Origin of the sequence: Rathayibacter sp. RFBD1 (genome assembly GCF_002932915.1) — a bacterium.
In the GTDB taxonomy this organism is placed as follows: domain Bacteria; phylum Actinomycetota; class Actinomycetes; order Actinomycetales; family Microbacteriaceae; genus Rathayibacter.
This window is the reverse complement of sequence record NZ_PSWQ01000014.1, coordinates 111,281-136,275: the sequence shown is the minus strand read 5'-3', so window position 1 is coordinate 136,275 and position 24,995 is coordinate 111,281. Positions and strand designations below refer to the sequence as shown.

The following is a 24,995-nucleotide window of genomic DNA, read 5'->3' as shown; positions in this document are numbered from 1 at the left end:
GGGCGGCGGGGGCGGGGACGGAGGGGCCGGTGGGGGCGTCGGTGGAGGTCATGGGTCGATGGTCCGCCGCCCCGGGGCGGGCCGCGAGGATCCGTGCCGTTCCGGCATGCGGCGCGACCGCCCGTGCCAGGATGGCGTCGTGCCCGAGACCCCGCCCGCCCCCTCCGACGACGAGATCGTCGCCGCCGTCGGACCACGGCTCCGGCGCCTGCGCACCCGCCGCGACCGCACGCTCGCGTCCCTCGCGGCCGAGACCGGCATCTCGGCGAGCACCCTCTCGCGCCTCGAGAGCGGAGGCCGTCGCGCGACGCTGGAGCTGCTCCTCCCGATCGCCCGCGCCCTCGGGGCGCCGCTCGACGAGCTCGTCGGCGCCGCGCCGGAGGATCCCCGCGTGCACGGGCGGCCGGTGCGCCGGAACGGCATGCTCATCCAGCCGCTCAGCCGCGACGCGGGCGCGCTCCAGGCGTTCAAGCACACGCTCCCGGCCGGGCCGGTGACGGAGCCGGCGGAGCAGCGCGCGCACGAGGGCTTCGAGTGGCTCTACGTGCTGAGCGGGCGGCTCCGCCTGCGGCTCGGCGAGCACGATCTGGTGCTGCCGGCCGGCGAGGCCGCCGAGTTCGACACCCGGGTGCCGCACTGGTTCGGCCGCGCCGACGAGCAGCAGGTCGAGTTCCTCAGCCTCTTCGGCCGCCAGGGCGAGCGGATGCACGTGCGCGCGTCCACGCGCCGCTGAGCGCGGTCACGCCTCGCCGAGCACCTCGCGCGCGAAGCCCTCGGTGCGCGCCCGCAGAGTGGCGATCCGCTGCGCCCGCGCCGCCTCGAGGTCGAAGCCGATGTAGGCCACCGACGGGCGCCGCCGCACGTTCACCGAGCACTCGAAGCGGGAGCAGACGAGCGTGCCGAGCGAGTCCCCCGCCCGCCCGGCCGCTCCGGCCTTCCGCGCCCCGAAGAAGACGACGTCGTTCGGGAGCTGCACGTCGCGGCACCACGAGCACTGCGCCCGCGAGCGCGGCAGGGCGTCGGCCTGGGTGAGCAGGACCCCGACGAGGCGCTCCTCCAGCGGCACGACGACGTAGGCGCGGCGGCCCATCCTCCTGTCGCGCCAGCCGAGATGGTCGATGACCGACCAGTCCAGCGCGTCGAAGTCCTTCGGCAGCGCGAGATCGGCGACCTCCTTGCGGGAGGCGTTGACGAAGGACTCGCGGATCTCGGTCTCGGTCAGTGGCTGCATAGCGCTTCCGAGCCTAGGCCGGGATCAGCCCAGGTGGGCGACGGCCTCCTTCGGAGCCTGAGCGAGGAACTCCTCCTTCTTCACCCGGATCATCGCGACGGCGACGACGGAGGCGACGACCAGCCCGATCGCGGCCGCGACGAAGACCGCGGAGTAGCCGTCGACGAAGGCGACCGGCGACTGCTGCTCACCCGCGACTCCCGCGTAGAGGGTCGTGAAGATCGACAGCCCGATCGAGCCGCCGATCTGCATGGCGGCGTTGGCGGTCGCTCCGGCGGCACCGGCGTCGTGGGCCGCGACTCCGGTGAGCGCGAGGTTCTGCAGCGGCACGAAGACCATCGCCATGCCGACGCCCAGGAGGATCAGCGCGGGCAGCACCTCGAGGAGGTAGCCGCCGTCGGGGGTGATGCGGCTCAGGTAGAGGAGCCCGGCCGCCGCGATCAGCGGGCCGACGATCATCAGCACGCGCGGGCCGGTGCGCGGCAGCAGCTTGGCGGCGACTCCCGCGACGATCATGATCGTCACCGTCATCGGCAGATTGGCCAGGCCCGCCTCGAGCGGCGGCAGGCCCAGGACCAGCTGCAGGTGCAGGGTCAGGTAGAGGGTGGAGCCGATCATCACGCTGCCGACGATCGCCTGGACCAGGAATGCTCCGCCGCGGACGCGGTCGGCGACGATGCGCAGCGGCAGCGACGGGTGGTCGGAGCGGGCCTGGATCCGCACGAAGAGGGCCAGCAGCAGCACGCCGACGAGGAGGAAGCCGAGGGTGTCGACGCGGAGCCAGCCCTGCTCGGCGAGGGTGAAGCCGTAGACGACGCTCGCGAGCCCGAGCGCGACGGTGATCGTCCCGGCGACGTCGAAGCGGTTGCGCCCCTCCGCGCGGCTCTCGGTGACGAGCAGCTGGCCGGCGATCGCGCCGACCACGACGACGGGGACGTTGACGAGGAGGCACCAGCGCCAGTCGGCGAACTCGGTGAGCAGCCCGCCCAGCACGAGGCCGACGGCGGCGCCCGCTCCGGCGACCGCTCCGAAGACGGCGAAGGCCGTGCCCCGCTCGCGGCCGGAGGGGAAGGAGACGGTGAGGAGGGCCAGAGCGGCCGGGGCGAGCAGCGCGGCGAAGGCGCCCTGCAGCCCGCGGGCGGCGATCAGCTCGGTGCCCGAGGTGGCGAGGCCGCCCCAGGCGGAGGCGGCGCCGAAGCCGATCATGCCGATCAGGTAGGTGCGCTTGCGGCCGGTGTAGTCGGCGATGCGGCCGCCCAGGAGCAGGAGCGCGCCGAACGCGAGGGCGTAGGCGGTGACGACCCACTGGCGCTCGACGTCGGTGAGGCCGAGATCGGCCTGCGCGGCGGGGAGGGCGATCGTGACGATGGTGCCGTCGAGCACGACGACGAGCTGCGTGAGCGCGAGGATCACGAGCACCCACCAGCGGCGGGCGGAGGAGGGAGCGGACGGGGCGGGCATGGCGGCCTTTCACACGGAGCGGAGCGGAGCGGGACCGGCGGGTCCGGATCCGAGCCGCGTCATCGGGGCCGAACCACCCCAACCAGTTGGTTGGGCGAAGAAGAGTGTATCGTTCGAGCGCCCGGAGGTGAACCATGGAGCCGACATCCGATGCGGCGCTGCCCGCGCGCGAGCGGATCCTCCGCGCGGCCTCCGTCGAGTTCGCCGCCCACGGCTTCGCGGGCGCCCGGGTCGACCGTGTGGCCGCGGCGGCGGGTCTGAACAAGGAGCGGCTCTACGCCTACTACGGCGGCAAGCGCGGCCTGTTCGTCGCGACCGTCGTCGAGGCGCTCGGCGCTCTCGACGAGACGCTCCTCGCCGAGGCGGCGGACCTCCCCGACCTCGCGGGCCGCATGTTCGACCATGTGTGGGAGCACCCGGAGTTCCTGCGCCTGCTCACGTGGGCGCGCCTGGAGGGAGCCGGCGTCTGGGAGGAGGCCGGCGAGCAGCTCGGCGGGGTCCCCGCCCCCGAGGCCCGGGTCCTCGAGTGGCAGCGCACCGGCGTCGTCGACGCGAGCTGGTCCGCCGACGACCTCTTCATCGCCCTCCTCGGCCTCTGCGAGATCTGGCACCTCACCCCCTTCGCCTCCCGGGGCGGGGAGGAGACGCGCGACCGCCGCCGCGCCTTCGTCGTGCACGTCGCGCAGCTGGTGGGCGCACCGCGCTGAGGCCGACCCCTCCCCCGGCAACGGAAGCGACGTCGGCATCTCCGATCCGGACGCGGTGGACGGGGCGGCTCATCCCTCCGAGCCGGAACCCGACGGATCGGACTGGAGTGGGAGGTCCCACGGATCCGGCTTCGAGACGACCCCTTCATCACCCGGAAGGACCGCGCCCGCCGCGCGCTGAGCCTCGTCCTCGAGGAGGAGTGATTCGAAATCGCCGGGCGCGCACGGCATCTCCGCCCCGATCATGTACATCTCCTCGACAGCGCCGGTGACGAAGCTCGCCCGCAGCACCGGTCCACCCTGCCCGTAGACCGTCGGGCGCGGAGTCGAATCGGTCACTCTCACCGTCATCCCCAGCGACTCCCAGTAGTCCGCGACCTTCCGCGCATCCCCCTCGACATCGGTGCCCGCCGGGGCCCACCAGGCGTAGCTGTAGCTCGCACCGCTCACCCGGTCGCCGGGGCCGCACACATCGGGCCTGGCCGCGCCGCTCCGCGGCCACCACCCCTCCACATCGAGCCGCCCCGCGGAGTCCCGCACGAACTCCACCACCCGGTCCCGACCCTCCCGAGGACTCATCGTGCTCACCGGTCTCGCCTCCTTCTCCGTTGCACAAGCGGTCATCGACATCACGAGCAGAGCGGCGACGGTCAGCGCGACGCCCGTCCGCTGAGGAGAGCCTCTACCCGCCATGGGAGGCTCCCACGACCGCCTTCTGGAAGGCGGTCGGTCCGAGCGGCCGGTTCTCGGTCAGCAGGTCGAGTCGCCGGGAGACGGCCCACGCCGCGTTCTGCAGGGACTCGGTGTTCGTGTCGAGATACCCCGCGAGATCGCCGTCGTCGCTCTTCAGCGCAGCGTGATCCGTCACGATCCTCCCGGCGTCGCCTCCGGTCTCCACACCGAAGACGCGCGCGCCGAAGTCCTCGTCTGCGGGATCCGTGTGGTGGTTCCAGCTGAAGGCGCGGCCCATCCACGCGGCCTCGTCGCCGCTCTCGGTCTCGCCGAGGTACTTGTCCCGCGCCTGCCCCGCGAAGACGGATTCCGCGTGCAGGTCGCTCGCCTCGTCGACGCTGTCCGGGAGGCCGGCCGAGCCCAGCGTCACGACGACCCCGAGCTCGACGTCCGAGCGCGAGGCGGCGACGGCCATGACGGTGCTGCCGTAGGAGTGGGCGACGACGTTCGGCTTCGGCAGGTCGTCGCCCCGGACCGCGGAGAGCCCCTGGACAGCCGAGGCGAGTGCGGCGCCGCCGGCGACCGCCTGGTTCGAGGTGAGGACGTCCATGCCGTTCCCGCCGAGCCGCGCCATCGGCGGGGTCTCGTAGCCGATCCAGGAGACGACGGCGCTGCCGGGCGGGAGGAGCGACTGCAGATTCTGCGACGCCTTCGTCCATCGGGTCATGCTCTCCGTCGTCTGTCCCATCCCGGGGACGGCGTAGGTGACGTTCGTGGCGGTGTCGGGATCGCCGATCGAGACGGCGGCGAGCGGAGGCTCGTCGGCGGTCAGGGAGATGAGGAAGCGCGGGTCCTGACCGAGACCGCGCCGGAGCGATGCCCGCACGTCCCTCAGCGCCACCAGCTGCGACTCCACCGCCGCGAGTCGCTCCCCGTCGCCCGCCTTCCTGCGCAGGCCCGCCGCCTCGCTCCTCAGCGCCACGATCCGCGCCCTCAGCGCCCTCTCGTTCGCCCTCACCCGGGCGCGGTAGGGAACACCCTCCAGATTCCCGATCACCCCGGGCAGACCGGCGACCAGCGCCTCCTGCTGCGGCGAGAAGCGCGCGCCGTCCGTGGAGTCGAGGCTCCGCCACCAGTCGTTCACGAGGGTCGGAGCCAGTCGCCCGAGGCGCGCCGCGAGGTCGGGCGACGCCGCCAGGAGTGTCGCGAGATCGTCGGACGAGAGCGCCGCGAGGGAGTCGAGCAGGCTCCGGCCGCCCCGGGGCCGCGCCAGGGTGCCGACGGCGTCGAGGACCGGAACGGAGAGCGCCGCTCCCCCCGCGGCGGTGAAGGCCAGGGAGATCTGCTCGACCCAGGTCGCGTCGGCCGCACCGATCGACAGCAGCTCGCGGAAGCCCCGGAGCACCGAGAAGGACTCGACCGGCGCCCACGAGCAGCGGTTGCCGAAGGCTCCCCAGGCGGCCATCAGATCCTGGAGCCGGGAGCGCATCGCCTCGTCCGCCTGCCGGGTCTGCGAGACGAAGACGTCGAGGCGCTCGGGGTCGGCGGAGGTCGTGCCTCCCGCGGCGGGGCCGCCCGGGGACGTGCGGGGCACCGACCGGGGGGAGAACAGCGCACGGATCGGCGGAGGCACGACCGGCCGATCGGACGGCGGCCGGTCAACGACCTCCTCGACTCCCGCCGCGAGGGCCGCGACCGGATCGAGGCGGCGCTGCTGCTCGCGCTCGTCCGCCCGCCGCTCCCAGGCCGCGTACTCCTCCCGGCGCCGACGCTCCTCCTCGGCCTTCCTCGCCACGAGCCGCACCGTGTCGGCGAGCTCGTGCAGCTCGGCGCTCAGCCGACCGCGGTTCTCCCTGTCGCAGACGCAGACCCGGCGGAACAGCTCGGCGTACGCGCCGCGGAACTCGCCCAGCGCGTACTCGGCAGCGACGGACCTCAGCAGCCCCTGGGAGGCGAGCGCCTCCGCCGCCTCGTCCGAGGCGCGGACCAGCTCCGCCGCTGCTGCGTGGTCGAAAGAGAACAGGGTCATCGCCTCCTGAGTGAGAACATCTCAGGAAATGTAGAACGACCACGACGGCGTCGGCACCGGGTGGCGCGAGACGGCGCGCGGTCAGCGCGCCCGCGCCGCGTCCGGCGGCCCGCACGCAGAAGTGGCGCGGACCCCGTCGGTCCGCGCCACTCGTCCAGATCATGCGGGTCACTCCGCCGCGGTCAGCCGCTCCAGGTATCCCGCGAACGCACGCAGGTCCTCCTCGGGCCAGGCGCTCAGCGCCTCCTGCATCCGCTGCCGCTGACGGCCGCCGAGGTCGCGCATCCGCTCGCATCCGGCCGCGCTGAGCGAGAGGAACCGCGCTCGGCCGTCGGCGGGATCGGAGGTCATCTCGACCAGGCCCAGCTCGGCGAGCTGGCGGGCCTGGCGGCTGATCGCGCTGCGGTCGACCCCGAGCCGCTCCGCCGCGGCTCCGGAGTGGACCGGACCGCAGCGCTCGAGGATCCGCAGCAGCCGCAGTCCGAAGGGCGGCAGCGCCGGGTCGATCGACGCCGCCGCGTCCCGGACGGCGAGGCGCACCTGGACGGCGAGCACGGTGATCTGCTCCTCGACCTCGTGCAGCGCCTCGGCCGAGGGCGCGGCGGCGGGCATCAGGAGCGCTCGATCACGTCGACCGAGCCGGTGGGAGCAGCGTGCCGGGCGTGCCCGACCGGCTCCTCCTGCCGCTCCTCGTCGGCGTGGCGGCCGTGTCCGGCGGGAGTGGCCTCGCGACCCTCCCGGGCGTGCGTCGCGTCGTCCGTCCGCCGGGCCTGGCCGACGGGGCGGAGCGCCGCCTGGCCGTCCGAGGCGGCGATGAGGGCGTCCTCCGCGGCCTGCAGCGGAGTGGTCGGCTCCGCCTTGAGCTGCACCGCGTTCTTCGAGCCGAGGCTCACGTTGGGCAGGAGGACGACGGCGATCAGCGTGACCACGGCGAGCGGGATGCTGTAGAGGAACACGTCGCCCACGCCGATCCCGTAGGCGCTCTCGACCACGACGCGCACGGCGTCGGGCAGGGTCGCCGGCTGCGGGATCGTGCCGCTGCCCAGCGCCTGCGCGGCGAGAGCCTGGTCGGCGGGAGCGAGACCCGCGATGCCGGTCTTGATGCGGTCGGCGATCACGGTGCCGAGCATCGAGCCCAGGACCGAGACTCCGACGGTGCCGCCGAGGCTGCGGAAGAACGTGACCGCGCTGGTCGCGACGCCGAGGTTCTTCACCTCGATCGAGTTCTGCACCACCAGGACGAGGTTCTGCATCAGCATGCCCAGGCCGGCGCCGAGGACGGCCATGTAGATCCCGACGAGGACCAGGTCCGTGTCGTAGCGGAGGGTGCTGAGGAGGGAGGTTCCGATCACGGCGAGCACGCCGCCGCTGATCATGATCGCCTTCCACTTGCCGGTGCGGGAGATGATCCCGCCGAAGATCGTCGACGCGATCAGCAGGCCGGCCATCATCGGGATGGTGAGCAGGCCCGACTGGGTCGGCGTGGCTCCGCGGGCCAGCTGCATGTACTGCGCGAGGAAGACGGCGACGCCGAACATCGAGACGCCGACCGAGATGCTCGCCACGACGGCGAGGCTGAAGGTGCGGTTCTTGAACATCCCCATCGGGATGATCGGCTCGGCCACGGTGAGCTCGGTGATCACGGCGGCGATCAGCAGCACGACGGCACCGCCGACCATGACCGCGGTCTCCCACGAGGCCCAGTCGAAGTTCTTGCCGGCGAGGGAGACCCAGATCAGCAGGAGCGAGACTCCGCCCGCGATGAGCACGGCGCCGAGGTAGTCGATCCGCACCTTGCGCTTCGGGTGCGCGGGGAGGCGGAGGGTCATCTGGAGGAGGACGATCGCGACGATCGCGACGGGCATCGCGATGAAGAAGTTCCAGCGCCAGCCGAACGCGTCGGTCACGACGCCGCCCAGGAGCGGGCCGCCGACGGTGCCGATCGCCATCACGCCGCCGAAGAGGCCGGCGTACTTGCCGCGCTCACGGGGGCTGATGATGTCGGCCATGATGATCTGGCTCAGCGCGGCGAGTCCGCCGGCGCCCAGGCCCTGGAACACGCGGAAGACGATCAGCATGTTCGTGTCCTGCGAGAAGCCGGCCAGGGCGGAGCCGATGACGAACAGCCCGAGGGCGAGCTGGATCAGCAGCTTGCGGTTGAACAGGTCGGCGAACTTGCCCCAGAGCGGGGTGGAGACCGTGGTCGCGAGCAGGGTCGCGGTGACGACCCAGGTGTAGGCGTTCTGGTCGCCCTTGAGGTCGGAGATGATCCGGGGCAGCGAGGTCGACACGACCGTGCCCGCGAGGATCGAGACGAACATGCCCAGCAGCAGGCCGCTGAGCGATTCGAGCACCTGGCGGTGCGACATGGCGCCGTCCGGCCCGGCGGGGGCGTGCGGCGCGGTGGTTCCGCGCGATGCGGCGCGGTGTTCGGGGTGTGACATGGGCTCCTCTTCAGCACGGCGGCGGTTCTAGTTGACTGCGATCAACTATTGACCGAGAGCAACTTTATAGCCGGGCGTCACGAATCTCCAGTGGCACTCTGCTGCCGTCCAGGCGCCGCTCCGGCCGCGCCTATCCTCGGAGCATGGACAACATCGATCGGAAGATCCTCGATCTGCTGCGCCAGAACTCCCGCGCGGGCTACGGCGACATCGGCGGCGTGGTCGGGCTCTCCGCCTCCGCGGTGAAGCGCCGCGTCGACCGCCTCGTGGCCGACGGCGTGATCCGCGGCTTCACGATCAAGGTCGACCCCGCGGTCGACGGCATGGCCACCGAGGCCTACGTCGAGCTCTTCTGCCGCGGCACCGTCGCTCCGGACGAGCTCCGCCGCATCCTCTCCGCGGTCCCCGAGGTCGTCGACGCGGGCACGGTCACCGGCTCCGCCGACGCGATCGTCCACATCCGCTCGCGCGACATCCCCAGCCTCGAGCTCGCCCTCGAGAAGGTCCGCATCGCGCCCAACGTCGACCACACGCGCTCCGCGATCGTCCTCTCCCGCCTCATCCAGCGCAGCGAGGCCTGACGGATCGCGCCACCTCCTCGACGCGCGTCGCGACCGCCTGGTACTCCATACCTGTATGGTGAATCCAGGAGGGCGAGCATGAGCGACAGGGAACAGGCCGGTACGGCGGCACGACGGAGACGGCGCATCTGGCTGATGCTGCCGGCACTGTTCGTCGGCGTCCTGGCCGGGCACCTCGTCGCGACCGCGGTGGGCGCCGAGGATCCGTGGGACGTCGTGGTCACCGCCGCCGTCGCGGCAGCGGTGGCGTCCGTCGTCCTCGCCCTCGTCGACCGGCGGCGCTGAGCCCTCCCTCCTGGATCGGAATCCGAGGGAGGGAACGACGATGGAACGACAGAGGACGAGCACGGCACTGGTCGCGGCGGCGGCCGCTCTGCTGGCGGTGCCGCTGTTCGAAGCGCAGGCCGCGCACGCCGAGCCGGCGAGGCAGGAGACGAGCAGCCGGGTGCACCTCGAGGCACGGGGCGGATCGGCGTCGACGGTGACCTTCGACGTCACCGACGGCACGCGGATCGTCGAGCTGGCGGGCGGCGGGGTCGGCTTCACGGACGGCGCCGAGACGTCCGACGCACTCCCGGAGAGGATCGACGTCGGACGCGGCCGCACCGTGTCGGGCCACTGGTCGATCGACGACTCCGACACGCTCACCTTCCACTTCGCCCCGGACTCGGCGTCCCGCTCCGCGGTGCGCGGCCTGCACCTGAACAGCGACTGGAGCTCGCCCGAGTGGGGCCACTGCGTCGCCGGGAGCGGCGTCAGCGGCGCCGCGACCGGCGGGGTGATCGGCGCGATCTCCGGTCCCGGCGCGATCGCCTCTGCGACCGGCGGGCTGCTCGCGGGGATCATCGGCGGAGCGATCACCTGCTGAGCGCCGCCTCCTGAACGACCCGGATCAGGCGGGCGCGTCCGCTGCGGTGTGGACGCGCTCGCCGCCGATCCAGGTGCCCAGCACCCGGGTGTCCCCGATCGCCCGGGGGTCGCCGGCGAAGGGGTCCCGGTCCAGCAGGGCGAAGTCCGCCGCGAGTCCCACGGCGATCGAGCCCGACTCGCCCTCCAGGCCGTTCACCCACGCCGAGCCGGCCGTGGAGGCGGAGAGGGCGGTGGCGAGGTCGAGGCGCTGCTCCGGGAGGAACACCTCCTCGCTCCACCCCGGCTCGCGCTCGGACGGCGCCGAGAGCCGGTTCACCGCGACGTGGATCGCGGCGAGCGGGTCGGGCGTCGACACCGGCCAGTCGCTCCCCGCGGCGAGCACCGCGCCCGAGCGGAGCAGGTCGCCGAACGGGTACTGCCACGAGCCGCGCCGCTCACCGAGGAACGGCAGCGTCAGCTCCACCATCTGCGGCTCCAGCGAGGCCCACAGCATCTGCAGGTTGGCCGCGACGTCGAGCGCGCGGAAGCGCGGCAGGTCGTCCGGATGCACGACCTGCAGGTGGGCGAGGTGGTGGCGGTTGCCGCGGCGCCCGTTCGCCTGGATCGCCCGCTCGACCGCGTCCAGGCACTCGCGTACGGCACGATCGCCGATCGCGTGGAAGTGCACCTGGAACCCGGCCGCGTCCAGGAGCGGCACGGCCTCGTTCAGGAGGCGCGGGTCGACCATCGAGAGGCCGTCGCCGTGACCGTGGCCGCCGTGCCCGTCGAGGTAGGGCTCGAGCATCGCCGCCGTGAAGTTCTCGGCGACCCCGTCCTGCATGATCTTGACGGTCGTCGGCGCGAAGCCGTCGGCGGCGAGCGCCGCGCGCCGCTCGACGAGCTCCGGGATCTGCTCGACGCCGCGGCCTCGGTCCCACCACAGCGCACCGCGGACGCGCCCGGTCAGCTCGCCGCTCAGCGCCGCGCGGCGGTACACCGGACCGGGGTCGCCCACATCGCCGTAGGAGCCGATGATCGCGTCCTGCCACGCCGTCACTCCGAACGAGTGCAGGGTCTCCTGCCCGAGGAGCAGCGCGCGGTGGAGCTCGTCCGCGCTCGCGGGCGGGAGGTGGCGGCGGACCGCGTCCATCGCCCCCTCGTGCAGGGTGCCGGAGGGGGTGCCGTCGGCCAGGCGCTCGATGCGGCCGTCGGCGGGGTCCGGCGTCGTGCGGTCGATCCCCGCGAGGCGCAGTGCGGCGGAGTTGACCCAGGCGCCGTGCCCGTCGGCGTTGGTGAGGAAGGCGGGCCGGTCACGGACGACCGTGTCGAGCTCGCGGGCGGTCGGGGTGCCTCCGGGGAAGTCGGGCAGGTTCCAGCCGCCGCCGAGGATCCACTCCGCTCCGCTCTCCCGAGCCGCGTACCCGGCGACCGTCGCCAGGTGCTCGGCGGGCGACCCTCCCGCTCCGAGCCAGCAGCGCAGCAGCGCGGCGCCGCCCCAGACCGGGTGCACGTGGGCGTCCTGGAAGCCGGGGACGAGCATCCGGCCCTCGAGGTCGACCACCTCGGTGCGCGGCCCGATCAGGTCGGAGGCGTCGGCGCCGACCGCGACGATCCGCCCTCCCACGACAGCGACGCCGTGCGCTCGGGAGCGCACGGCGTCGGCGGTGAAGACGGCGCCGCCGGTCAGGACGAGATCGGCGGCGCGCACGGGTTCAGAAGCCCGCGGGAGCGAAGGCCTGCGTCATCAGGGAGAAGAGCGACACCGTCCAGCCGATCGCGACGAGGAACGACACGACCACGACGCCGAGGAAGACCCAGAGCGGGAGGAGGCCGCCGCCGGTCACGCGCTTCACGACCACGCTGCGGCCGATCACGTAGACGTAGGGAGCGGCGAGGAAGGCCCACGCCCAGTGGAACGGACGCTGCAGGCCGGCTCGCTTCAGCTGGCGCCAGTCGAGGAAGGCGAAGACGACCTCCGCCGCGTAGATCAGGAAGCCGACGACCTGGAGCACGCCGAGGCCGACGAGGTAGGCGGTCGACATCCCCATCGAGGAGCTCGGCCCGTAGGTCGAGGCCATCGACGAGTCGACGATCGCGCTCGGCGGGAGGAGGAAGATCGACAGCGCCGAGAGCAGCGGCAGGAGGACCACCACCCAGATCCACGGGGTGGACGTGACGATGCTCGTGTCACGCTGCTGCACGGGTGCTCCGGGAGCCGCGGAGTAGGCCGGGTACTGCGGCTGCTGCTGGCCGTAGGGCTGCTGCGGCTGCTGGCCGTAGGGCTGCTGCGGCTGCTGGCCGTACTGCTGGGGAGCCTGCTGGCCGGAGGGCTGCTGCGGCTGCTGACCGGCGCCATGCTGACCGTAGCCCTGCCCGTAGCCCTGCTGCCCGTAGCTCTGCTGCGGGTCGGCGGACGGCGGCTGCTGCGGATACCGACCCGAGGCCGACTGTCCGTAGCTCGTCGCCGCTCCGCTCGACGTCTCCCCGTAGGCGGGACGCTCGGCGGGCGGCGCGGGCGGAGTCGGTGCGGTCGGCGGAACGGGAGTCGCGGCGGCCTGCGCCGACCCGCTCTCGGCCGGGGCGGTGGGAGTGGCCGCCGGCGCGTCGCGGAGCGACTCCGTCCAGCCGGTCCCGTCCCACCAGCGCTGACGGGACGAGCCCGCCGGGTCCGGGTACCACCCGGCGCGGGGTCCGGAGGCCTCGCCGCCCGTGCTCGCGCCCTGGTCCGTGCCGGTTCCGTTGTCGTCCGTCATGGCGTCCTCCACTCCCCTCCGGGCGTCTGCCCGCGATCTCGGACCACCGTAGCGCCGCGACACAATGCGTGGCCTGAGGGCGGGCTGATCGCACGCTGTCCGAGCGCTGTCCGCACCGGCAGGCACCGGAGGCCGCCGACCGCCAGGATGGACGCATGCCCCACCTCCTCCGAGCCCGCGCCGCCCTCTTCGACATGGACGGGACGCTCGTCGACTCGACGGCCGTCGTCGAGACCATCTGGGGTGCCTTCGCCGAGCGCTTCGCTCTCGACCACGACGCGGTGCTCGGCGCCGTTCACGGTGTCCGCGCCGCCGACAGCGTCCGCCGCTTCGCTCCGGCCGGCAGCGACGTCGACGCGATCGTCGCGGAGCTCGACGCGTACGAGCTCGAGCACACCGAGGGCACCGTCGAGATCCCCGGCGCGACGGCGTTCCTCGCCTCACTCCCCCGCGAGCGCGTCGCCCTGGTCACGTCCGCGAGCCCGGCGCTGGCGGCCGCACGTCTGGCTGCGGCGGGCGTCCCCTCCCCCGACACCGTGGTCACCGCGCACGACGTCGCGAACGGCAAGCCTGCTCCCGACGGCTACCTCGCCGCCGCGGCCCTGCTCGGCGTCTCCCCCGAGGACGCGCTGGTGTTCGAGGACGCCGAGGCCGGCATCCGGGCGGGTCTGGACGCCGGCATGCGCGTGATCGTCGTCGGGAGCCACGAGAGCGCGAGCACCCGGGGGCTGCCCCGGATCGCGCACTACTCCGACGCGCACGCCGCGCTCGAGGGCGACGAGCTCGTCGTCACCCTCGGCGGGCCTCAGTAGCGGATCGCGTCGATCACCTTCACCCGCACGGCGACGATCGCCGGCACCAGGCCCGCGAGCGCGCCGACGAGGGTCGCCGCCCCGAGCCCGAGCAGCGCCGCCTCGGCCGGGAAAGGCGGGATGTCGGCGATCCCGTTGTCCTGCACGAAGGCCACCGTCCACGGGTTGGTGACGAGGATGACCGCGACCGTCACGCCGACCACTCCCGCGACGACGGTCGCCACGACGCTCTCCATCATGATCGAGAAGAAGATGCGGCCGGAGGAGGCGCCGAAGCTGCGCCGGATGCCGATCTCGCGGATCCGCTGCCGGACGGTGACCAGGGCGATGTTGAGCAGTCCGAGCGCGCCGAGCGCCAGCACCAGGCCCGCCACGCCGCCGATCACCCAGGTCAGCACGCCGAAGGGGTCGGAGTCGTAGACCAGGTAGTCCTGCCGGTCGACCGACACCTCGAAGTCGGATCCCAGGGCGCCGGCCACGTCGCGCTCCACCGCCGCGGCGAGGGGCTCGGCCAGGTCGAGCGGCACCCACATCTCGTAGTTCGGCACGCCCTGCCCGCCGTACTGCGGGTCGGCGTCGCGGGCGACCGCCGGGTAGGCGTCCGCGAGCATCATCATCGACGGATCCGTCTCGAACTGCGAGGAGGGAGTCACGCCGACCACCACGCCCGTGACGTCGCGCTCGGAGCCGAGCAGGGTGACCACCGGGTGGGTGCGCAGATCCGGGCTCCCGATCCGCTCCCAGAAGCGCTCGTTGACGACGAGGGCGGGAGCGAGGCGCTGGGAGTCGCGGGCGGTGAACCAGGAGCCGTCCACGATCTTCAGCCGGTGCATCTCGGCGAAGGGCTGGTCGACCGCCTGCACCGCGACGTCGACGGCGCCGTCGGCGAACTGGACGCGCGCGCTGCCGTAGGTCGAGCGGCTCGCGTAGGTGATGGAGTAGCGCTCGAGCGCACCGGTCCACGCGGCCTGGAGTGCGTCGGCATCCACCTCGGCGGTGCCGGTACCGGAGGGGTAGGCGGAGAGGAAGAGGCTCGCCGGGCGCCCGCTGGAGCGCTCGGCCTGCTCGATGCTGGCCTGGCGGGCGATGCCACCGGCGGCGACGACCGCGGTCAGGGCGGCGACGGCCACCGCGACTCCGATCAGCGAGAGCAGCACGCGGCCGCGGTGGATCCGCAGCTCGGTCCACGCCTCGACGATCGCGCCGGCGATCCCGACGAGCGCGCGCATCAGAGGACCACCGCCTCGGCGACGGGGCCCGCATCCGCGGTCGAGCCCAGGCGGCCGTGGTCGAGCCGGTAGTGGCGCTCGGCCCGCGCCGCGATGGCCGGGTCGTGGGTGATGGTGACCAGCGCGGAGCCGGACTCGCGGGCGATCTCGTCGAGCAGGCCCATCACGCTCTCGCCGGTGTCGGTGTCGAGGGCGCCCGTCGGCTCGTCGGCGAGGATCAGCCGCGGTCGGCGCACCAGGGCGCGGGCGATCGCGATCCGCTGCTGCTCGCCGCCGGACATGCGCCCGGGCATCGAGTCCACGCGGTGCCCGAGGCCGACCCGCTCCAGCATCTCGGCCGCGAGGTCGCGGCGGCGCCAGAACTCCGATCCGGTCGCGTAGAGCAGCGGCGTCATCACGTTCTCGCGGGCGGTCCGCCCCTCCAGCAGGTTGAACTGCTGGAAGATGAAGCCGATGCTGCCGCCGCGGATGCGCGCGCGGGCCCGCGAGGACAGGGTCTCGGTGGGAGCACCCTCGAGCAGCATCCGCCCCTCGGTGGGCTCGTCGATGAGTCCGAGGATGTTGAGCAGCGTCGACTTGCCGGAGCCGCTGCGCCCCACGACCGAGACGTGGTCGCCCTCGCCCACCTCCAGATCGACGCCGTCGAGGATCGTCAGCGGCGGTGCGTCGGGCAGCGGGACGACCTTGCGGATCCCCTCGAGCCGGAGGATCGTCACGAGCAGAAGACCGAGCCGTCGGGCTGCGCGATGCAGTCGCCGCCCAGCTGGACGTCGGGAGCAGCCTCCTCCGCACCCGGCACGAACTGCAGGAGCTCGGCGCCCTCCTCCACTCCGCCGGTGATCTCGACGGAGCTGCCGTCGGTGAGTCCCAGCGTCACCGGGACCTCCTCGGTGCTGCCGTCGTCCGCCCGGCGGAACACGACGCCGGACTGGGCGGTGCCCTCGACCGCGGTGGTCGGCACGACGAGGACGTCCTCCGCCTTGCCTCCCGCGAGCGTCACCGAGGCGGCGAGCCCGGGGAACACGGTGACCTCCGTCGGCACCTGGCAGGTGAAGCTCGTGCCGGAGCCACCGGTGGAGGTTCCACCACCGCCGCCGCCGTCCGTCGCTCCGCCGGTCGTGCCGCCCTCGCCGGCTCCGGCGAGAGGGGTGCTGATGGTGAGGTCGGTGCAGGTGAAGCCCGCGGGCCCGCCGGTGATCGCGACCTGCGCCTCCGTCGGCCGGTTCTGGATGCGGTAGAGCTGCTGCGCGTCGATCGTGCCGGTGACGGCATAGCTCGGCGGTGCGACCTGTCCGGTCACCTCGCCGACCGTGACGGCCTGGTCGTGGATGACGCCGAGCGCGCTGAGGGTGCCGCCGGTCGCGGCGTAGACCCGCTCGAAGCGCACCGAGGGCTCCTGCTGGGTGAGGGTGACGGCGCCGTCCGGGCCGGTCGTCTCGACCGGGTCGCGCGGAGTCTCGACGCGGATGTCGTAGATGAGATCGCCCGACGCGACGGCCGCGCCCTGCTGCACGTAGACGTCGTCGACCGTTCCGGCCGCCGTCGCCTTCAGCGGCACGGCGGGGTCGGCGGCGACGGTGCCCTGGAGGGTGAGGTCGTTGGTGACCGTGCCGCGGGCGACCGTGACGGTCGGCTCGGTGATCTCACCGGTCGGCTGCGTCGGATCGGCCTCGGCCGCGCCGTCCGGGAAGAACGCGATCTTCACCAGGGCGATGCTCGCCGCTCCGATGATGACCATCCACACGATCGGGAACACCCAACGCCGAACCGCACCCATCAAGTCCCCCGACTCCGCTTCCAGAGCGCTCCGCCGTGGGGCGCCGGAGGCAGCCTATCCGGCGACGAGGTGGCGTCCCGGACCGTGGCGCGCCCGTCAGCCGACGAGCGCCGCGACGATCGAGGCGACGCGGCGCGCCCTCGTCTCGGCGGCCTTCGCGCCCTCGACCGACGTGACGTGGGCCTTCCGCGCGCTGGGCGAGAGCGCGGCGAAGCGCTCCACAGCGCCCGCTGAGGCCAGCGCGGACGCCAGGTCCTCCGGCACGACGACCTCGCGCGGCGCGGTGTCGAGCTCGATCACGACGTCGATCGCGTCACCGCCGGCGAGCTGCGTCTCGCGGCGCTTCTCGGCCGAGAACGGGATGAGCGCGCGTCCGCCCATTGCTCCGACCGTGCTGGTGAAGCGGTAGCCGTTCACCGTCACCGCGACGGCGGGACGCTTGCCGCCGCCGAGTGCCTCGAGGACCTCGGGCGGCACCTCGATGCCGGTGTTGTTGCCGATCCGGAAGAGCGTCGTGGTGAACTGCACGAGGCGATGATGGCACGGACTCCCGCGTGTCGCGCGGCCGATCGCTGTACTGACGCGGAGGGCCGTCGACTCGATCCTCGTCGACCTCCCGTTCACGGATCCGGAGCGCTCGAGGGCGTTCTCCCCGGCGCTCGGCCGGACCCTGGATCCTCTGTTCAGCCCTGAATCCGCTGTTCAGCGACGACGCCGTCTGCTCCGTCGCCTCCGAGCACGTGTCCGCGATGCTCCTCCCGCACCCCTCCTTCTCGACCTCCAGGTCGAAGGAGATCATCGACGCGCGCTCCCGGGTGCAGGGCCTCTTCGCGGTGAGCGTCGGCAGCCGGGAGGAGATCGGCGAGGTGCTCGGGAACGGGCCGGCCTCAGGCGGCGCCGAGCCGGTCGCGGTGCAGGACCTCGGCTCCATGCGGGCGCGGCCTCGAGGACCCTGACGGGCACGTCCGGGAGTCCCTGTACACGGATCCGGCCGCGGCCGAGGCCGGTCCGCCCCGGGAGTGAGGGGTCGGTGCGCTCAGCAGGAGCGGGTGTCGGGGTCTCCGAGCGAGGAGCGCACGGCGTCGACCGTCATCCTGCCCTCGGGGTCGAGCCGGGCGAGCATGCGCGACATGATGTCGGCCAGCTGCGGGATCTGCTCGGCGTCGAGCGGATCGATGACGTCGGCCAGCACGGTCGCGACGTGACCGGGCGCCGTGTCGACGATCTTCTGGAGGCCGGCGTCGGTGAGCACCGCGTTCGTGGCGCGGCCGTCGGAGGCGCAGGGGCGGCGCTCGAGGTAGCCGCGGGCGACGAGGCGGGTCACCACGTGCGAGAGCCGGGGCAGGGTCGCGTTGGTGCGGGCGGCGAGCGTGGTCATCCGGAGGGCGCGGTCGGGCGCCTCGGACAGCATCGCCAGGGTCAGGTACTCGAAGTGCGTGAGCCCTGCGTCGCGCTGCAGCTGCGTGTCGAGGGCGCCCGGCAGCAGTTCCACGACCGCGATGAAGCGCAGCCAGGCGTCGAGCTGATCGGGCGTCAGCCAGCGTGTCTCGGGCGCACTCATCCCCCCACCCTACCCACTACTTGCCGCGACAAGTAAGTCCCCCCGCGCCTCGTTGAGCCGCGTCCCGGGGCTTTGTCGGGAGGCCGACCCGCGCCAGCCTGATCTCACCATCCCCGCGAGCACCGCCCCCGAGGCGAACCAGCGATCCGCATGCGAGCGGATCGCTGCAGCCGTACGCACCCGCTCCTCAGACCGCACCCCGTCGAGAAGCCGACCGCGCCACACAGAATCCACACCATCCCCGCGAGCACCGCCCACGAGGCGAACCAGCGATCCGCGTACCAGCGGATCGCTGCAGCCGAACGCACCCCGCCCTGCAGAACGCACCCCGTCGAGAAGCCGACCGCGCCCCGCCCGATCCACACCATCCCCGCGAGCACCGCCCCCGAGGCGAACCAGCGATCCGCGTGCGAGCGGATCGCTGTAGCCGAACGCACCCCGCTCCTCAGAACGCCCCCCGTCGCGAAGCCGACCGCGCCACGCCCGTCAGGGACGGGCGTGGAATCCAACTCACAGCACGTCGTCGCTCAGATCGATCGGGTTGCCGAAGCGGTGGTTCGTGATCGAGATCGCCTGCTCGCGGAGGAAGGGCAGCAGTTCGACGCGGCCGGCGGGGGTGACCGGGTCGGCGTAGACGGCGGTGTCGAGGGCGCCGCCGAGGGCTTCGGCGAGGGCGGTCGCGAGGGGGACGCGGGATCCGTCGGCGCGGGTGAGCGGGACCGGCGTGCCTGTGCTGCCGCGGGTCATGCCGGCGACGACGTCGGTGAAGGAGCCGGTCGAGTCGGACGATCGGCGGACGACGGCCTGCTGTCCGTGCGTCGGGCTGCCGGGGGCCTGCGGGCCCGCGTAGCCGTCGACGCGGTCGGAGACGATGTCGCCGATGATGCGGATGCGCGGCGCCGTGATGCGGCCGGCCGCGGCGCGCTCGAGCCACTGGGCGTCGGTCTCGACGACGATGCGCGGGACGAGGCCCGCCATCTCGGCGAGCTCGTCGCCGCCGAGCATCTCCTGCACCCGCGGCGGGAGCGGGAGGGACGTGGAGATGTCCATCCGGGAGCGGGTCAGCAGGCCGGCGGCGATGACGCGGAGGAGCTCTCCGAGGTCGCCGCCGTCGGCCAGGCGCAGCGCGATCGGCACGCGGAGGTAGCGGAACAGGTTGCGCTCGACGCCGACCTTCGAGATGTCGGTGACGACTCCGAACTCGGTCGCCCAGGCGAGCTGGTCGGAGAGTGCGGAGCGGCGGAGCAGGTCGAACTGCTCGAACCGGAGCGAGGACTGGGCCGCCTCGATGAACTGGCGCGCGCGGTCGTCGAGGCCGCGCAGGTGCAGCGTCGAGGAGGAGCGCGCGGGCGAGGGCTTCCAGGAGCCGAGGCCGATGAGGTGGTTGGGTCCGCCCGCCTTCGCGCCGCCGCCGACGGACGAGCGCTTCCAGCCGCCGAAGGGCTGGCGCCGGACGATCGCTCCGGTGATGCCCCGGTTGACGTAGAGGTTGCCCGCCTCGACCGAGTCGATCCAGAGGGCGAGCTCGTCGGCGTGCAGGGAGTGGAGCCCGGCCGTGAGCCCGTACTCGGTGCCGTTCTGCATCCGGACGGCGTCCTCGAGGGTCGCCGCGTGCATGATCCCGAGCACCGGGCCGAAGAACTCGGTGAGGTGGACGTAGCTGTCCTCGGTGACGCCCTCGCGGATCCCGGGCGACCAGAGCGTGCCGCTCTCGTCGAGGCGCTGCGGCTCGACGAGCCACGACTCGCCTCCGCCCAGCGTGGTGAGCGCGTGCAGGAGCTTGCCGGTGGGCTCCTCGATGAGCGGCCCCATCACCGCCGACGGGTCGTCGGGCCGGCCGACGCGGAGCGACGTGACGGCGTCGACCAGCTGGGCGCGGAAGCGCTTGGAGCGGGCGACCGAGCCGACCAGGATCACCAGGGAGGCGGCGGAGCACTTCTGGCCGGCGTGCCCGAAGGCGCTGCGGACGATGTCGGCGACGGCGAGGTCGTAGTCGGCGTGGGGAGTGACGATGATCGCGTTCTTGCCGCTGGTCTCGGCCTGCAGTGCGAGGCCGGGCCGCCAGGAGCGGAAGAGGCGGGCGGTCTCGTAGGAGCCGGTGAGCAGCACGCGGTCCACGAGGGGGTCGGTGATCAGCGCCCGTCCCAGCTCCTCCTCGTCGAGGTCGACCAGGGCGAGAAGCTCCTGCGGGATGCCCGCGTCCCAGAGCGCCTCGACGAGCACAGCCGCCGAGCGGCGGGCTTGGGGCGCCGGCTTCACCACGACTCCGGAGCCGGCGGCGAGCGCCGCGAGGATCGATCCGGCCGGGATGGCGACCGGGAAGTTCCACGGCGGAGCGACGACGGTGAGCCGCGCGGGGACGAAGGTGGCCCCGGTGACGGCGTCGAGCTCGCGGGCGCGGGTGGCGTAGTAGTGGGCGAAGTCGATGGCCTCGGAGACCTCGGGGTCGGCCTCGGCGATCGTCTTGCCGGTCTCGGAGGCCATCACCTCGATCAGGCGGTCGCGGTTCGCGGCGAGGACGAGGCCGGCGCGGTCGAGCACGGCCGCTCGGTCGTAGCCCAGGCGCTCGCCCCAGCGCTCCGCGCGGCGGGACACCGTGCGCAGCACCTCCTGGAGCTCCGCCTCGGTGCTCACGCGCGCGGCGTCGGCCGTGCCCGCTCCGATGGTCGAGCCGGCGATGCGCTCGGTGATCAGGCGCGCCCAGCGGCGGTTGCCGGGGAGGGCGGGGTCGGTGTCGGGCTCGTTGTGGAAGCCCGCGGTCGCGGCGGCGGCACCGGAGCCGCGGCTGAGGCCGAGGACGGCCTGCGTCAGGCCCGCGGCGGCCGGGTCCTGCGCCCGCTCGCCGGCGCGGGCGTGCTCCTGCACGAGGCGGCGGCCGGAGCCGGAGGACCACTCCCGCAGGCGGTCCTGCGTGCGGTTCGGCGGCGGGACGGAGTCGTCGAGGGCCTCGAGCGAGGCGCGGAAGCGGCCGAGCTCCCGCTGCAGCACCTCCTCGTCGTCGAGGCGGAACGCGGCCGACAGGAAGTTCTCGGGGCTGCTGTTCTCCTCGAGCCGGCGGATGAGGTACGAGATCGCCACGTCGAACTCGTGCGGGTGCACGACGGGCGTGTAGAGGAGGAGGCGTCCCACGTCCTCGCGGACGGCGCGCGCCTGCCCGGTCGCCATGCCGAGCAGCATCTCGATCTCGACCGCGCCGGTCACCCCGCGCTCGGTCGCCGTGAGCCACGCCCAGGCGAGGTCGAAGAGGTTGTGCCCGGCGACGCCCACGCGCACCGCGTCGACGCGCTCCGGCCGCAGGGCCCGGTCGAGCAGGCGCTTGTAGTTCGTGTCGGCCTCCACCTTGCTGCCGACGGTCGCGAGCGGCCAGTCGTGCAGGGCCGCGTCGACCCGCTCCATCGCGAGGTTCGCGCCCTTCACGACGCGCACCTTGATCGGGGCTCCGCCGCGGGCCCGGCGCTCCTGCGCCCACTCGGTCAGCTCGTCGAGCACGCGGACGGAGTCGGGCAGGTAGGCCTGCAGGACGATGCCCGCCTCGAGGTCGAGCATGCCCGGCTGCTCGAGGAGGCGCCGGAACACGGCGACCGTCAGGTCGAGGTCGCGGTACTCCTCCATGTCGAGGTTGATGAAGGTGGGGTCGGCTCCGGACGCGGCGGCCTGGTAGAGCGGGGTGAGACGCTCCACGACGCGGTCGACCTCCTCCTCGAAGGCCCACATCGACAGCTGGCTGACGACACTCGAGACCTTGACGCTGACGTAGTCGACGTCCGGCCGCTCGAGCAGGCGGAGGGTCCCCTCGAGGCGCCGGCGGGCCTCGCGCTCGCCGAGCACGGCCTCGCCGAGGAGGTTGAGGTTGAGCCGGTCGCCGCCCTCGCGCAGCGCGGCGACGGCCGCACCGAGACGCGCCTCCGAGGCGTCGACCACGAGGTGCCCGACGAGGCGGCGGAGGACCCGGCGGGCCGCGGGCACGACCACCCAGGGCAGCACGGGGCCGACGGCGCCGCCGGTGCTGATCGCGGCGCGCAGGTAGGAGGGGAGGAAGGCGGGCGTCTTCGCGGTGAGCGCCGCGAGGTTCTCGGCCGCGACCGAGAGGTCCTCGGGCCGGGCGACGCCGTCGACGAACCCGACGGTGAAGTCGAGTCCGTTCGGGTCCTGGAGCACGCCCGCGAGCCGCTGGGCGGCGGGCTCGACCGGGAACTCGCCGCTGCGCGCGATCCAGCGGCGGACCAGGGACTCGACGCGCTCGATCATCGGGCGGTCGTCGACCTCGGGCTCGGCGGCGGCGGGCGCGGCGAGCTCCGACTCCGACGCGGCGTCGGGCCCGCGCACGACCTCGTCCTCAGCATCGCGCACGACCTCGTCGTCGGCATCGGGCTCGCTCACGGCCGCGTCCTGAGCGTCGCGCACGACCTCGTCCTCGTCCTGAACACCGAGCTCGCGCAGGTCCTCGTCCTCAGCGTCGGACTCCTGCGCGTCCAGAGGCTCGGCCACGTCCTCGGACGCGGGATCCGGCGCCGGCACGACCTCGGCCCCGCTCACGGAGTCGCGCGCCTCACCGGCCTCGACCTCGTCGTCCGACCCCGTGCCGCCCTCCGGCGTCCGACCACCGATCGTCGCGTCGACCCCGCTCCGCACGGCCGCGTCGTCGGGCTCGCGCTCCGGGTCGCTGCCGGGCACACCTGGGGTCGTCGACTGCTGCATCCTCCGAGGCTAAGCCCGACCCGCCGCCCGGACGCGGCGTGACGCGGTGGTCGCGCCGACTCGCCCGCGAGCCGCCCCTGTGGAGGAGCGGATCAGTGCCGGCGGTGGTCCTGGATGGTCATCCGCGGGCCGTGCCGCGGCTTCCGCGCTCCGCTGCAGCCGATCAGCCGGATGACCCGCTGCCGGTGCCCGCTCCACGGCTCGAGGAGCTCGAGCATGCCGTCGTCGTCGACCCCGAGCCGGCCTGTGAGCGCGAAGCCGACGGCAGCGGCCAGGTGGTAGTCGCCCACGCTGACCGCGTCCGGATCACCGTGGGCGCGCATCATCACCTCGGACGCCGTCCACGGCCCGATCCCCGGCACCGACTGCAGCCGGCGGGCGACCTCGTCGCCGCCCCGCCCGAGCGCGAGGGTCCGCTCGAGGCCGGAGGCGACGAGCGCGGCGGTGAGGACGGTCCGCGAGCGCCGCGGATCCACTCCCGCGCGGTGCCAGTCCCACGAGGGCACGCGCCGCCACTGCTGCGCGCTCGGAGCCACGTGCAGAGCGACCGGCCCCGGGGCGGGCTCCCCGTGGAGGCGCACCAGCACCCGGTAGGCGCGCCACGCCTCCGTGCTCGTGACCTTCTGCTCGAGGACCGACGGCGCGAGCATCTCGAACACCAGGTTCGTGCGCGTGAGGCGCAGGCCCGCCGAGCGGCGGAGCACCTCGGCGAGTGGCGCGTGGGCCGACAGGTCGAGCCCGCTCCAGTCGTCGCCGTGGCCGAGGAGCTCGGGGACCGCGTCGATCAGCCACTCCGCTCCCCCGCCCCAGGCGCGCGCGTGGACCGCGCCGTCCGCCGCCTGCCGCAGATGCAGGGTGCCCGCGCCGAGCGGGGTGCGGAACGCCCGCCAGAAGCCGGACGCGTCGAGGAGCATGGTCGGGTCGCCCGAGCCCCGCAGCAGCGTGCGGAGGGTGAGCGCGAGGCTCACCGGCTCCGACGGCGCGTAGACCGTCGCCCAGGAGGGCTCGGGAGCGGGAGCGGGGATCGACACGCAGTGATGCTAACCGGCGGCTCCGACACCGGATCGGACGCTCCTCCGCAGAACCCCCATCCACGACGTGTTCGGAGCGACACGCCCGGCGGATTGGTTCAGACGGCGTGAACACATGCGCGGATCCGATCGCCCGTTTCCACTGGTCAGCAGGTCGATCCCGGGCGTAGCTTCGCGCTGTCGCGGCGGCGCTCCAGCCGCCCGGCACCCGCCTATCACTGGAGATGCGCACATGTTCGACACGACCTTCATCCGCAACGCGATCGTCAAGAGCTCTGAGACCGCTCTCGACCGTCGCCGCTTCTTCGAGGCCACCGGCGTCGCCGGCCTCGGCATCGGAGCCGCGGCCCTCGCCGCGCCCACCGCCTCCGCCGAGGAGGTCGCTGCCAGCGGCCCCAGCGACGCCTCGATCCTCAACTTCGCCCTCAACCTCGAGTACCTCGAGGCCGAGTTCTACCTCCGCGCCGTCTACGGCACCGGCCTCGGCGGCTCGGACGTGACCGGCAAGGGCACGCCCGGCGGCGTCATCGGCGGCCGCCCCGTCGACTTCAAGACCCCGTGGCTGAAGAGCTTCGCCACCGAGGTCGCGAACGACGAGAAGGCCCACGTGAAGTTCCTGCGGGCCGCGCTGGGCACCGCGAAGGTGGCCCGCCCGGCGATCAACCTGAAGGACAGCTTCAACTCCGCCGCCGTTGCGGCGGGGCTGATCAAGGCCGGTCAGTCGTTCGATCCGTTCGCGAGCGAGTCGAACTTCCTGCTCGGCGCCTTCGTCTTCGAGGACGTGGGAGTGACCGCCTACAAGGGCGCCGCCCCGCTCATCCAGTCGAAGACCTACCTCGACGCGGCCGCCGGCATCCTCGCGGTGGAGGCGTACCACGCGGGCGCGATCCGCTCGGCGATCTACGCCGCCGACCTGTCCGACTCGGCGAACAAGCTCTCCGACGCTCGCGACAGCCTCGACGGCAAGACCGACCTCGACCAGGGCGTCAAGGTCAACGGCCAGGCGAACATCGTCCCGACCGACGCCAGCTCGATCGCGTTCAGCCGCACCCCGGGCCAGGTCCTCAACATCGTGTACCTGAACCCCGCGGCCGGGACGCGCACCGGCGGATTCTTCCCCCGCGGCGTCAACGGCGAGCTCGTCACGACCTAGTCCCACC

General features: G+C 73.3%; 23 protein-coding genes. 8 read left to right on the top strand and 15 right to left on the bottom strand.

The genetic code is table 11. From position 1 onward, the window contains the following. Positions 1-139 precede the first annotated feature (139 nt). The gene (locus C5D50_RS07255) at positions 140-733 is read left to right on the top strand and encodes a helix-turn-helix domain-containing protein (RefSeq protein WP_104283164.1); all 594 of its coding nucleotides are present in this window, start codon (positions 140-142) and stop codon (positions 731-733) included. A gap of 6 nt (positions 734-739) precedes the next feature. On the opposite strand, the gene C5D50_RS07250 is transcribed toward C5D50_RS07255, so the two are convergent. Next, positions 740-1,231, bottom strand: coding sequence for an FBP domain-containing protein (locus tag C5D50_RS07250; protein ID WP_104222848.1), 492 nt, complete (start codon positions 1,229-1,231; stop codon positions 740-742). Positions 1,232-1,255: 24 nt separating this feature from the next. After that, positions 1,256-2,692 carry an MFS transporter gene (locus tag C5D50_RS07245; protein ID WP_104283163.1) on the bottom strand — a complete coding sequence of 479 codons (1,437 nt, stop codon included), beginning with the start codon at positions 2,690-2,692 and terminating at the stop codon, positions 1,256-1,258. 134 nt (positions 2,693-2,826) lie between these two features. On the opposite strand from C5D50_RS07245, the gene C5D50_RS07240 reads away from it, so the two are divergent. Next, complete coding sequence (locus C5D50_RS07240) at positions 2,827-3,399, top strand: TetR family transcriptional regulator (RefSeq protein ID WP_104222850.1); 573 nt, start codon at positions 2,827-2,829, stop codon at positions 3,397-3,399. Between the two features lie 69 nt (positions 3,400-3,468). On the opposite strand, the gene C5D50_RS07235 is transcribed toward C5D50_RS07240, so the two are convergent. The 4 genes from C5D50_RS07235 to C5D50_RS07220 form a co-directional block, all read right to left on the bottom strand. Then, the gene (locus tag C5D50_RS07235; protein WP_104283162.1) at positions 3,469-4,092 is read right to left on the bottom strand and encodes a hypothetical protein; all 624 of its coding nucleotides are present in this window, start codon (positions 4,090-4,092) and stop codon (positions 3,469-3,471) included. Then, positions 4,082-6,100, bottom strand: coding sequence for an alpha/beta hydrolase (locus C5D50_RS07230; protein ID WP_104283161.1), 2,019 nt, complete (start codon positions 6,098-6,100; stop codon positions 4,082-4,084). Before C5D50_RS07230 ends, C5D50_RS07235 begins: the two co-directional genes overlap by 11 nt. A 168-nt stretch (positions 6,101-6,268) precedes the next feature. Further along, entirely contained in the window at positions 6,269-6,712 is a 444-nt protein-coding gene (locus C5D50_RS07225) for a MarR family winged helix-turn-helix transcriptional regulator (protein WP_104222853.1), read from the bottom strand. Then, a complete protein-coding gene (locus tag C5D50_RS07220) occupies positions 6,712-8,469 on the bottom strand; it encodes an MDR family MFS transporter (protein WP_104237640.1) in 1,758 nt (585 codons plus the stop codon). The genes C5D50_RS07225 and C5D50_RS07220 overlap by 1 nt, the downstream gene beginning before the upstream one ends. A gap of 218 nt (positions 8,470-8,687) precedes the next feature. Here C5D50_RS07220 and C5D50_RS07215 point away from each other — a divergent pair, with 218 nt between their 5' ends. The 3 genes from C5D50_RS07215 (at position 8,688) to C5D50_RS07210 (ending at position 9,993) form a co-directional block, all read left to right on the top strand. Continuing rightward, on the top strand, positions 8,688-9,125 hold the full coding sequence (locus C5D50_RS07215) for an Lrp/AsnC family transcriptional regulator (protein ID WP_104222855.1): 438 nt from the start codon (positions 8,688-8,690) through the stop codon (positions 9,123-9,125). Between the two features lie 78 nt (positions 9,126-9,203). Further along, positions 9,204-9,410 (top strand): hypothetical protein, encoded by a 207-nt coding sequence (locus C5D50_RS16340; protein ID WP_146076614.1) that lies wholly within the window; start codon positions 9,204-9,206, stop codon positions 9,408-9,410. A gap of 40 nt (positions 9,411-9,450) precedes the next feature. Beyond that, a complete protein-coding gene (locus C5D50_RS07210) occupies positions 9,451-9,993 on the top strand; it encodes a hypothetical protein (protein ID WP_104283160.1) in 543 nt (180 codons plus the stop codon). Between the two features lie 24 nt (positions 9,994-10,017). Here C5D50_RS07210 and C5D50_RS07205 read toward each other — a convergent pair whose 3' ends face one another. Together C5D50_RS07205 and C5D50_RS16850 are read right to left on the bottom strand one after the other, a co-directional pair. Then, positions 10,018-11,682 carry an amidohydrolase gene (locus C5D50_RS07205; protein ID WP_104283159.1) on the bottom strand — a complete coding sequence of 555 codons (1,665 nt, stop codon included), beginning with the start codon at positions 11,680-11,682 and terminating at the stop codon, positions 10,018-10,020. 4 nt (positions 11,683-11,686) lie between these two features. Further along, positions 11,687-12,727, bottom strand: a complete 1,041-nt coding sequence (locus tag C5D50_RS16850; protein WP_258069581.1) for a DUF2510 domain-containing protein — start codon at positions 12,725-12,727, stop codon at positions 11,687-11,689. 155 nt (positions 12,728-12,882) lie between these two features. Here C5D50_RS16850 and C5D50_RS07195 point away from each other — a divergent pair, with 155 nt between their 5' ends. Further along, positions 12,883-13,539: an HAD-IA family hydrolase gene (locus C5D50_RS07195; protein ID WP_104226157.1), complete on the top strand. Its 657-nt coding sequence runs from the start codon at positions 12,883-12,885 to the stop codon at positions 13,537-13,539. Here the strand turns inward: C5D50_RS07195 and C5D50_RS07190 are convergent. From C5D50_RS07190 to C5D50_RS07175, 4 genes are all read right to left on the bottom strand, one after another. Further along, positions 13,533-14,768 carry an ABC transporter permease gene (locus tag C5D50_RS07190; protein ID WP_104233103.1) on the bottom strand — a complete coding sequence of 412 codons (1,236 nt, stop codon included), beginning with the start codon at positions 14,766-14,768 and terminating at the stop codon, positions 13,533-13,535. The genes C5D50_RS07195 and C5D50_RS07190 overlap by 7 nt on opposite strands. Continuing rightward, entirely contained in the window at positions 14,768-15,484 is a 717-nt protein-coding gene (locus C5D50_RS07185) for an ABC transporter ATP-binding protein (RefSeq protein WP_104283158.1), read from the bottom strand. The genes C5D50_RS07190 and C5D50_RS07185 overlap by 1 nt, the downstream gene beginning before the upstream one ends. Then, positions 15,481-16,506, bottom strand: coding sequence for an efflux RND transporter periplasmic adaptor subunit (locus tag C5D50_RS07180; RefSeq protein ID WP_146087923.1), 1,026 nt, complete (start codon positions 16,504-16,506; stop codon positions 15,481-15,483). The genes C5D50_RS07185 and C5D50_RS07180 overlap by 4 nt, the downstream gene beginning before the upstream one ends. Positions 16,507-16,641: 135 nt before the next feature. Then, positions 16,642-17,073, bottom strand: coding sequence for a YdeI/OmpD-associated family protein (locus C5D50_RS07175; protein ID WP_104283156.1), 432 nt, complete (start codon positions 17,071-17,073; stop codon positions 16,642-16,644). A gap of 212 nt (positions 17,074-17,285) precedes the next feature. Here C5D50_RS07175 and C5D50_RS07170 point away from each other — a divergent pair, with 212 nt between their 5' ends. Next, the gene (locus C5D50_RS07170; protein WP_104283155.1) at positions 17,286-17,501 is read left to right on the top strand and encodes a hypothetical protein; all 216 of its coding nucleotides are present in this window, start codon (positions 17,286-17,288) and stop codon (positions 17,499-17,501) included. An 80-nt stretch (positions 17,502-17,581) separates the two neighbouring features. On the opposite strand, the gene C5D50_RS07165 is transcribed toward C5D50_RS07170, so the two are convergent. The 3 genes from C5D50_RS07165 to C5D50_RS07150 form a co-directional block, all read right to left on the bottom strand. Then, the gene (locus C5D50_RS07165) at positions 17,582-18,106 is read right to left on the bottom strand and encodes a MarR family winged helix-turn-helix transcriptional regulator (RefSeq protein WP_104233099.1); all 525 of its coding nucleotides are present in this window, start codon (positions 18,104-18,106) and stop codon (positions 17,582-17,584) included. 510 nt (positions 18,107-18,616) lie between these two features. After that, positions 18,617-22,354 (bottom strand): proline dehydrogenase family protein, encoded by a 3,738-nt coding sequence (locus tag C5D50_RS07155; RefSeq protein WP_104283167.1) that lies wholly within the window; start codon positions 22,352-22,354, stop codon positions 18,617-18,619. A 542-nt stretch (positions 22,355-22,896) separates the two neighbouring features. Further along, the gene (locus C5D50_RS07150; protein WP_258069580.1) at positions 22,897-23,835 is read right to left on the bottom strand and encodes a DNA-3-methyladenine glycosylase; all 939 of its coding nucleotides are present in this window, start codon (positions 23,833-23,835) and stop codon (positions 22,897-22,899) included. Between the two features lie 232 nt (positions 23,836-24,067). Between C5D50_RS07150 and C5D50_RS07145 the strand changes: the two genes are divergently transcribed. Next, complete coding sequence (locus C5D50_RS07145; protein ID WP_104283153.1) at positions 24,068-24,988, top strand: ferritin-like domain-containing protein; 921 nt, start codon at positions 24,068-24,070, stop codon at positions 24,986-24,988. The last annotated feature ends 7 nt before the right edge of the window (positions 24,989-24,995 follow it).

Bases quoted from the DNA above. Each gene is read 5' to 3' on its own strand.
- C5D50_RS07145 (WP_104283153.1), top strand. From the start codon at position 24,068: ATGTTCGACACGACCTTCATCCGCAACGCGATCGTCAAGAGCTCTGAG.
- C5D50_RS07250 (WP_104222848.1), bottom strand. From the start codon at position 1,231: ATGCAGCCACTGACCGAGACCGAGATCCGCGAGTCCTTCGTCAACGCC.
- C5D50_RS07240 (WP_104222850.1), top strand. From the start codon at position 2,827: ATGGAGCCGACATCCGATGCGGCGCTGCCCGCGCGCGAGCGGATCCTC.
- C5D50_RS07220 (WP_104237640.1), bottom strand. From the start codon at position 8,469: ATGTCGCACCGCCAGGTGCTCGAATCGCTCAGCGGCCTGCTGCTGGGC.
- C5D50_RS07215 (WP_104222855.1), top strand. From the start codon at position 8,688: ATGGACAACATCGATCGGAAGATCCTCGATCTGCTGCGCCAGAACTCC.
- C5D50_RS07235 (WP_104283162.1), bottom strand. From the start codon at position 4,092: ATGGCGGGTAGAGGCTCTCCTCAGCGGACGGGCGTCGCGCTGACCGTC.
- C5D50_RS07210 (WP_104283160.1), top strand. From the start codon at position 9,451: ATGGAACGACAGAGGACGAGCACGGCACTGGTCGCGGCGGCGGCCGCT.
- C5D50_RS16850 (WP_258069581.1), bottom strand. From the start codon at position 12,727: ATGACGGACGACAACGGAACCGGCACGGACCAGGGCGCGAGCACGGGC.
- C5D50_RS07155 (WP_104283167.1), bottom strand. From the start codon at position 22,354: ATGATCGAGCGCGTCGAGTCCCTGGTCCGCCGCTGGATCGCGCGCAGC.
- C5D50_RS07230 (WP_104283161.1), bottom strand. From the start codon at position 6,100: ATGACCCTGTTCTCTTTCGACCACGCAGCAGCGGCGGAGCTGGTCCGC.
- C5D50_RS07165 (WP_104233099.1), bottom strand. From the start codon at position 18,106: ATGAGTGCGCCCGAGACACGCTGGCTGACGCCCGATCAGCTCGACGCC.
- C5D50_RS07195 (WP_104226157.1), top strand. From the start codon at position 12,883: ATGCCCCACCTCCTCCGAGCCCGCGCCGCCCTCTTCGACATGGACGGG.
- C5D50_RS16340 (WP_146076614.1), top strand. From the start codon at position 9,204: ATGAGCGACAGGGAACAGGCCGGTACGGCGGCACGACGGAGACGGCGC.
- C5D50_RS07225 (WP_104222853.1), bottom strand. From the start codon at position 6,712: ATGCCCGCCGCCGCGCCCTCGGCCGAGGCGCTGCACGAGGTCGAGGAG.
- C5D50_RS07180 (WP_146087923.1), bottom strand. From the start codon at position 16,506: ATGGTCATCATCGGAGCGGCGAGCATCGCCCTGGTGAAGATCGCGTTC.
- C5D50_RS07190 (WP_104233103.1), bottom strand. From the start codon at position 14,768: ATGCGCGCGCTCGTCGGGATCGCCGGCGCGATCGTCGAGGCGTGGACC.
- C5D50_RS07245 (WP_104283163.1), bottom strand. From the start codon at position 2,692: ATGCCCGCCCCGTCCGCTCCCTCCTCCGCCCGCCGCTGGTGGGTGCTC.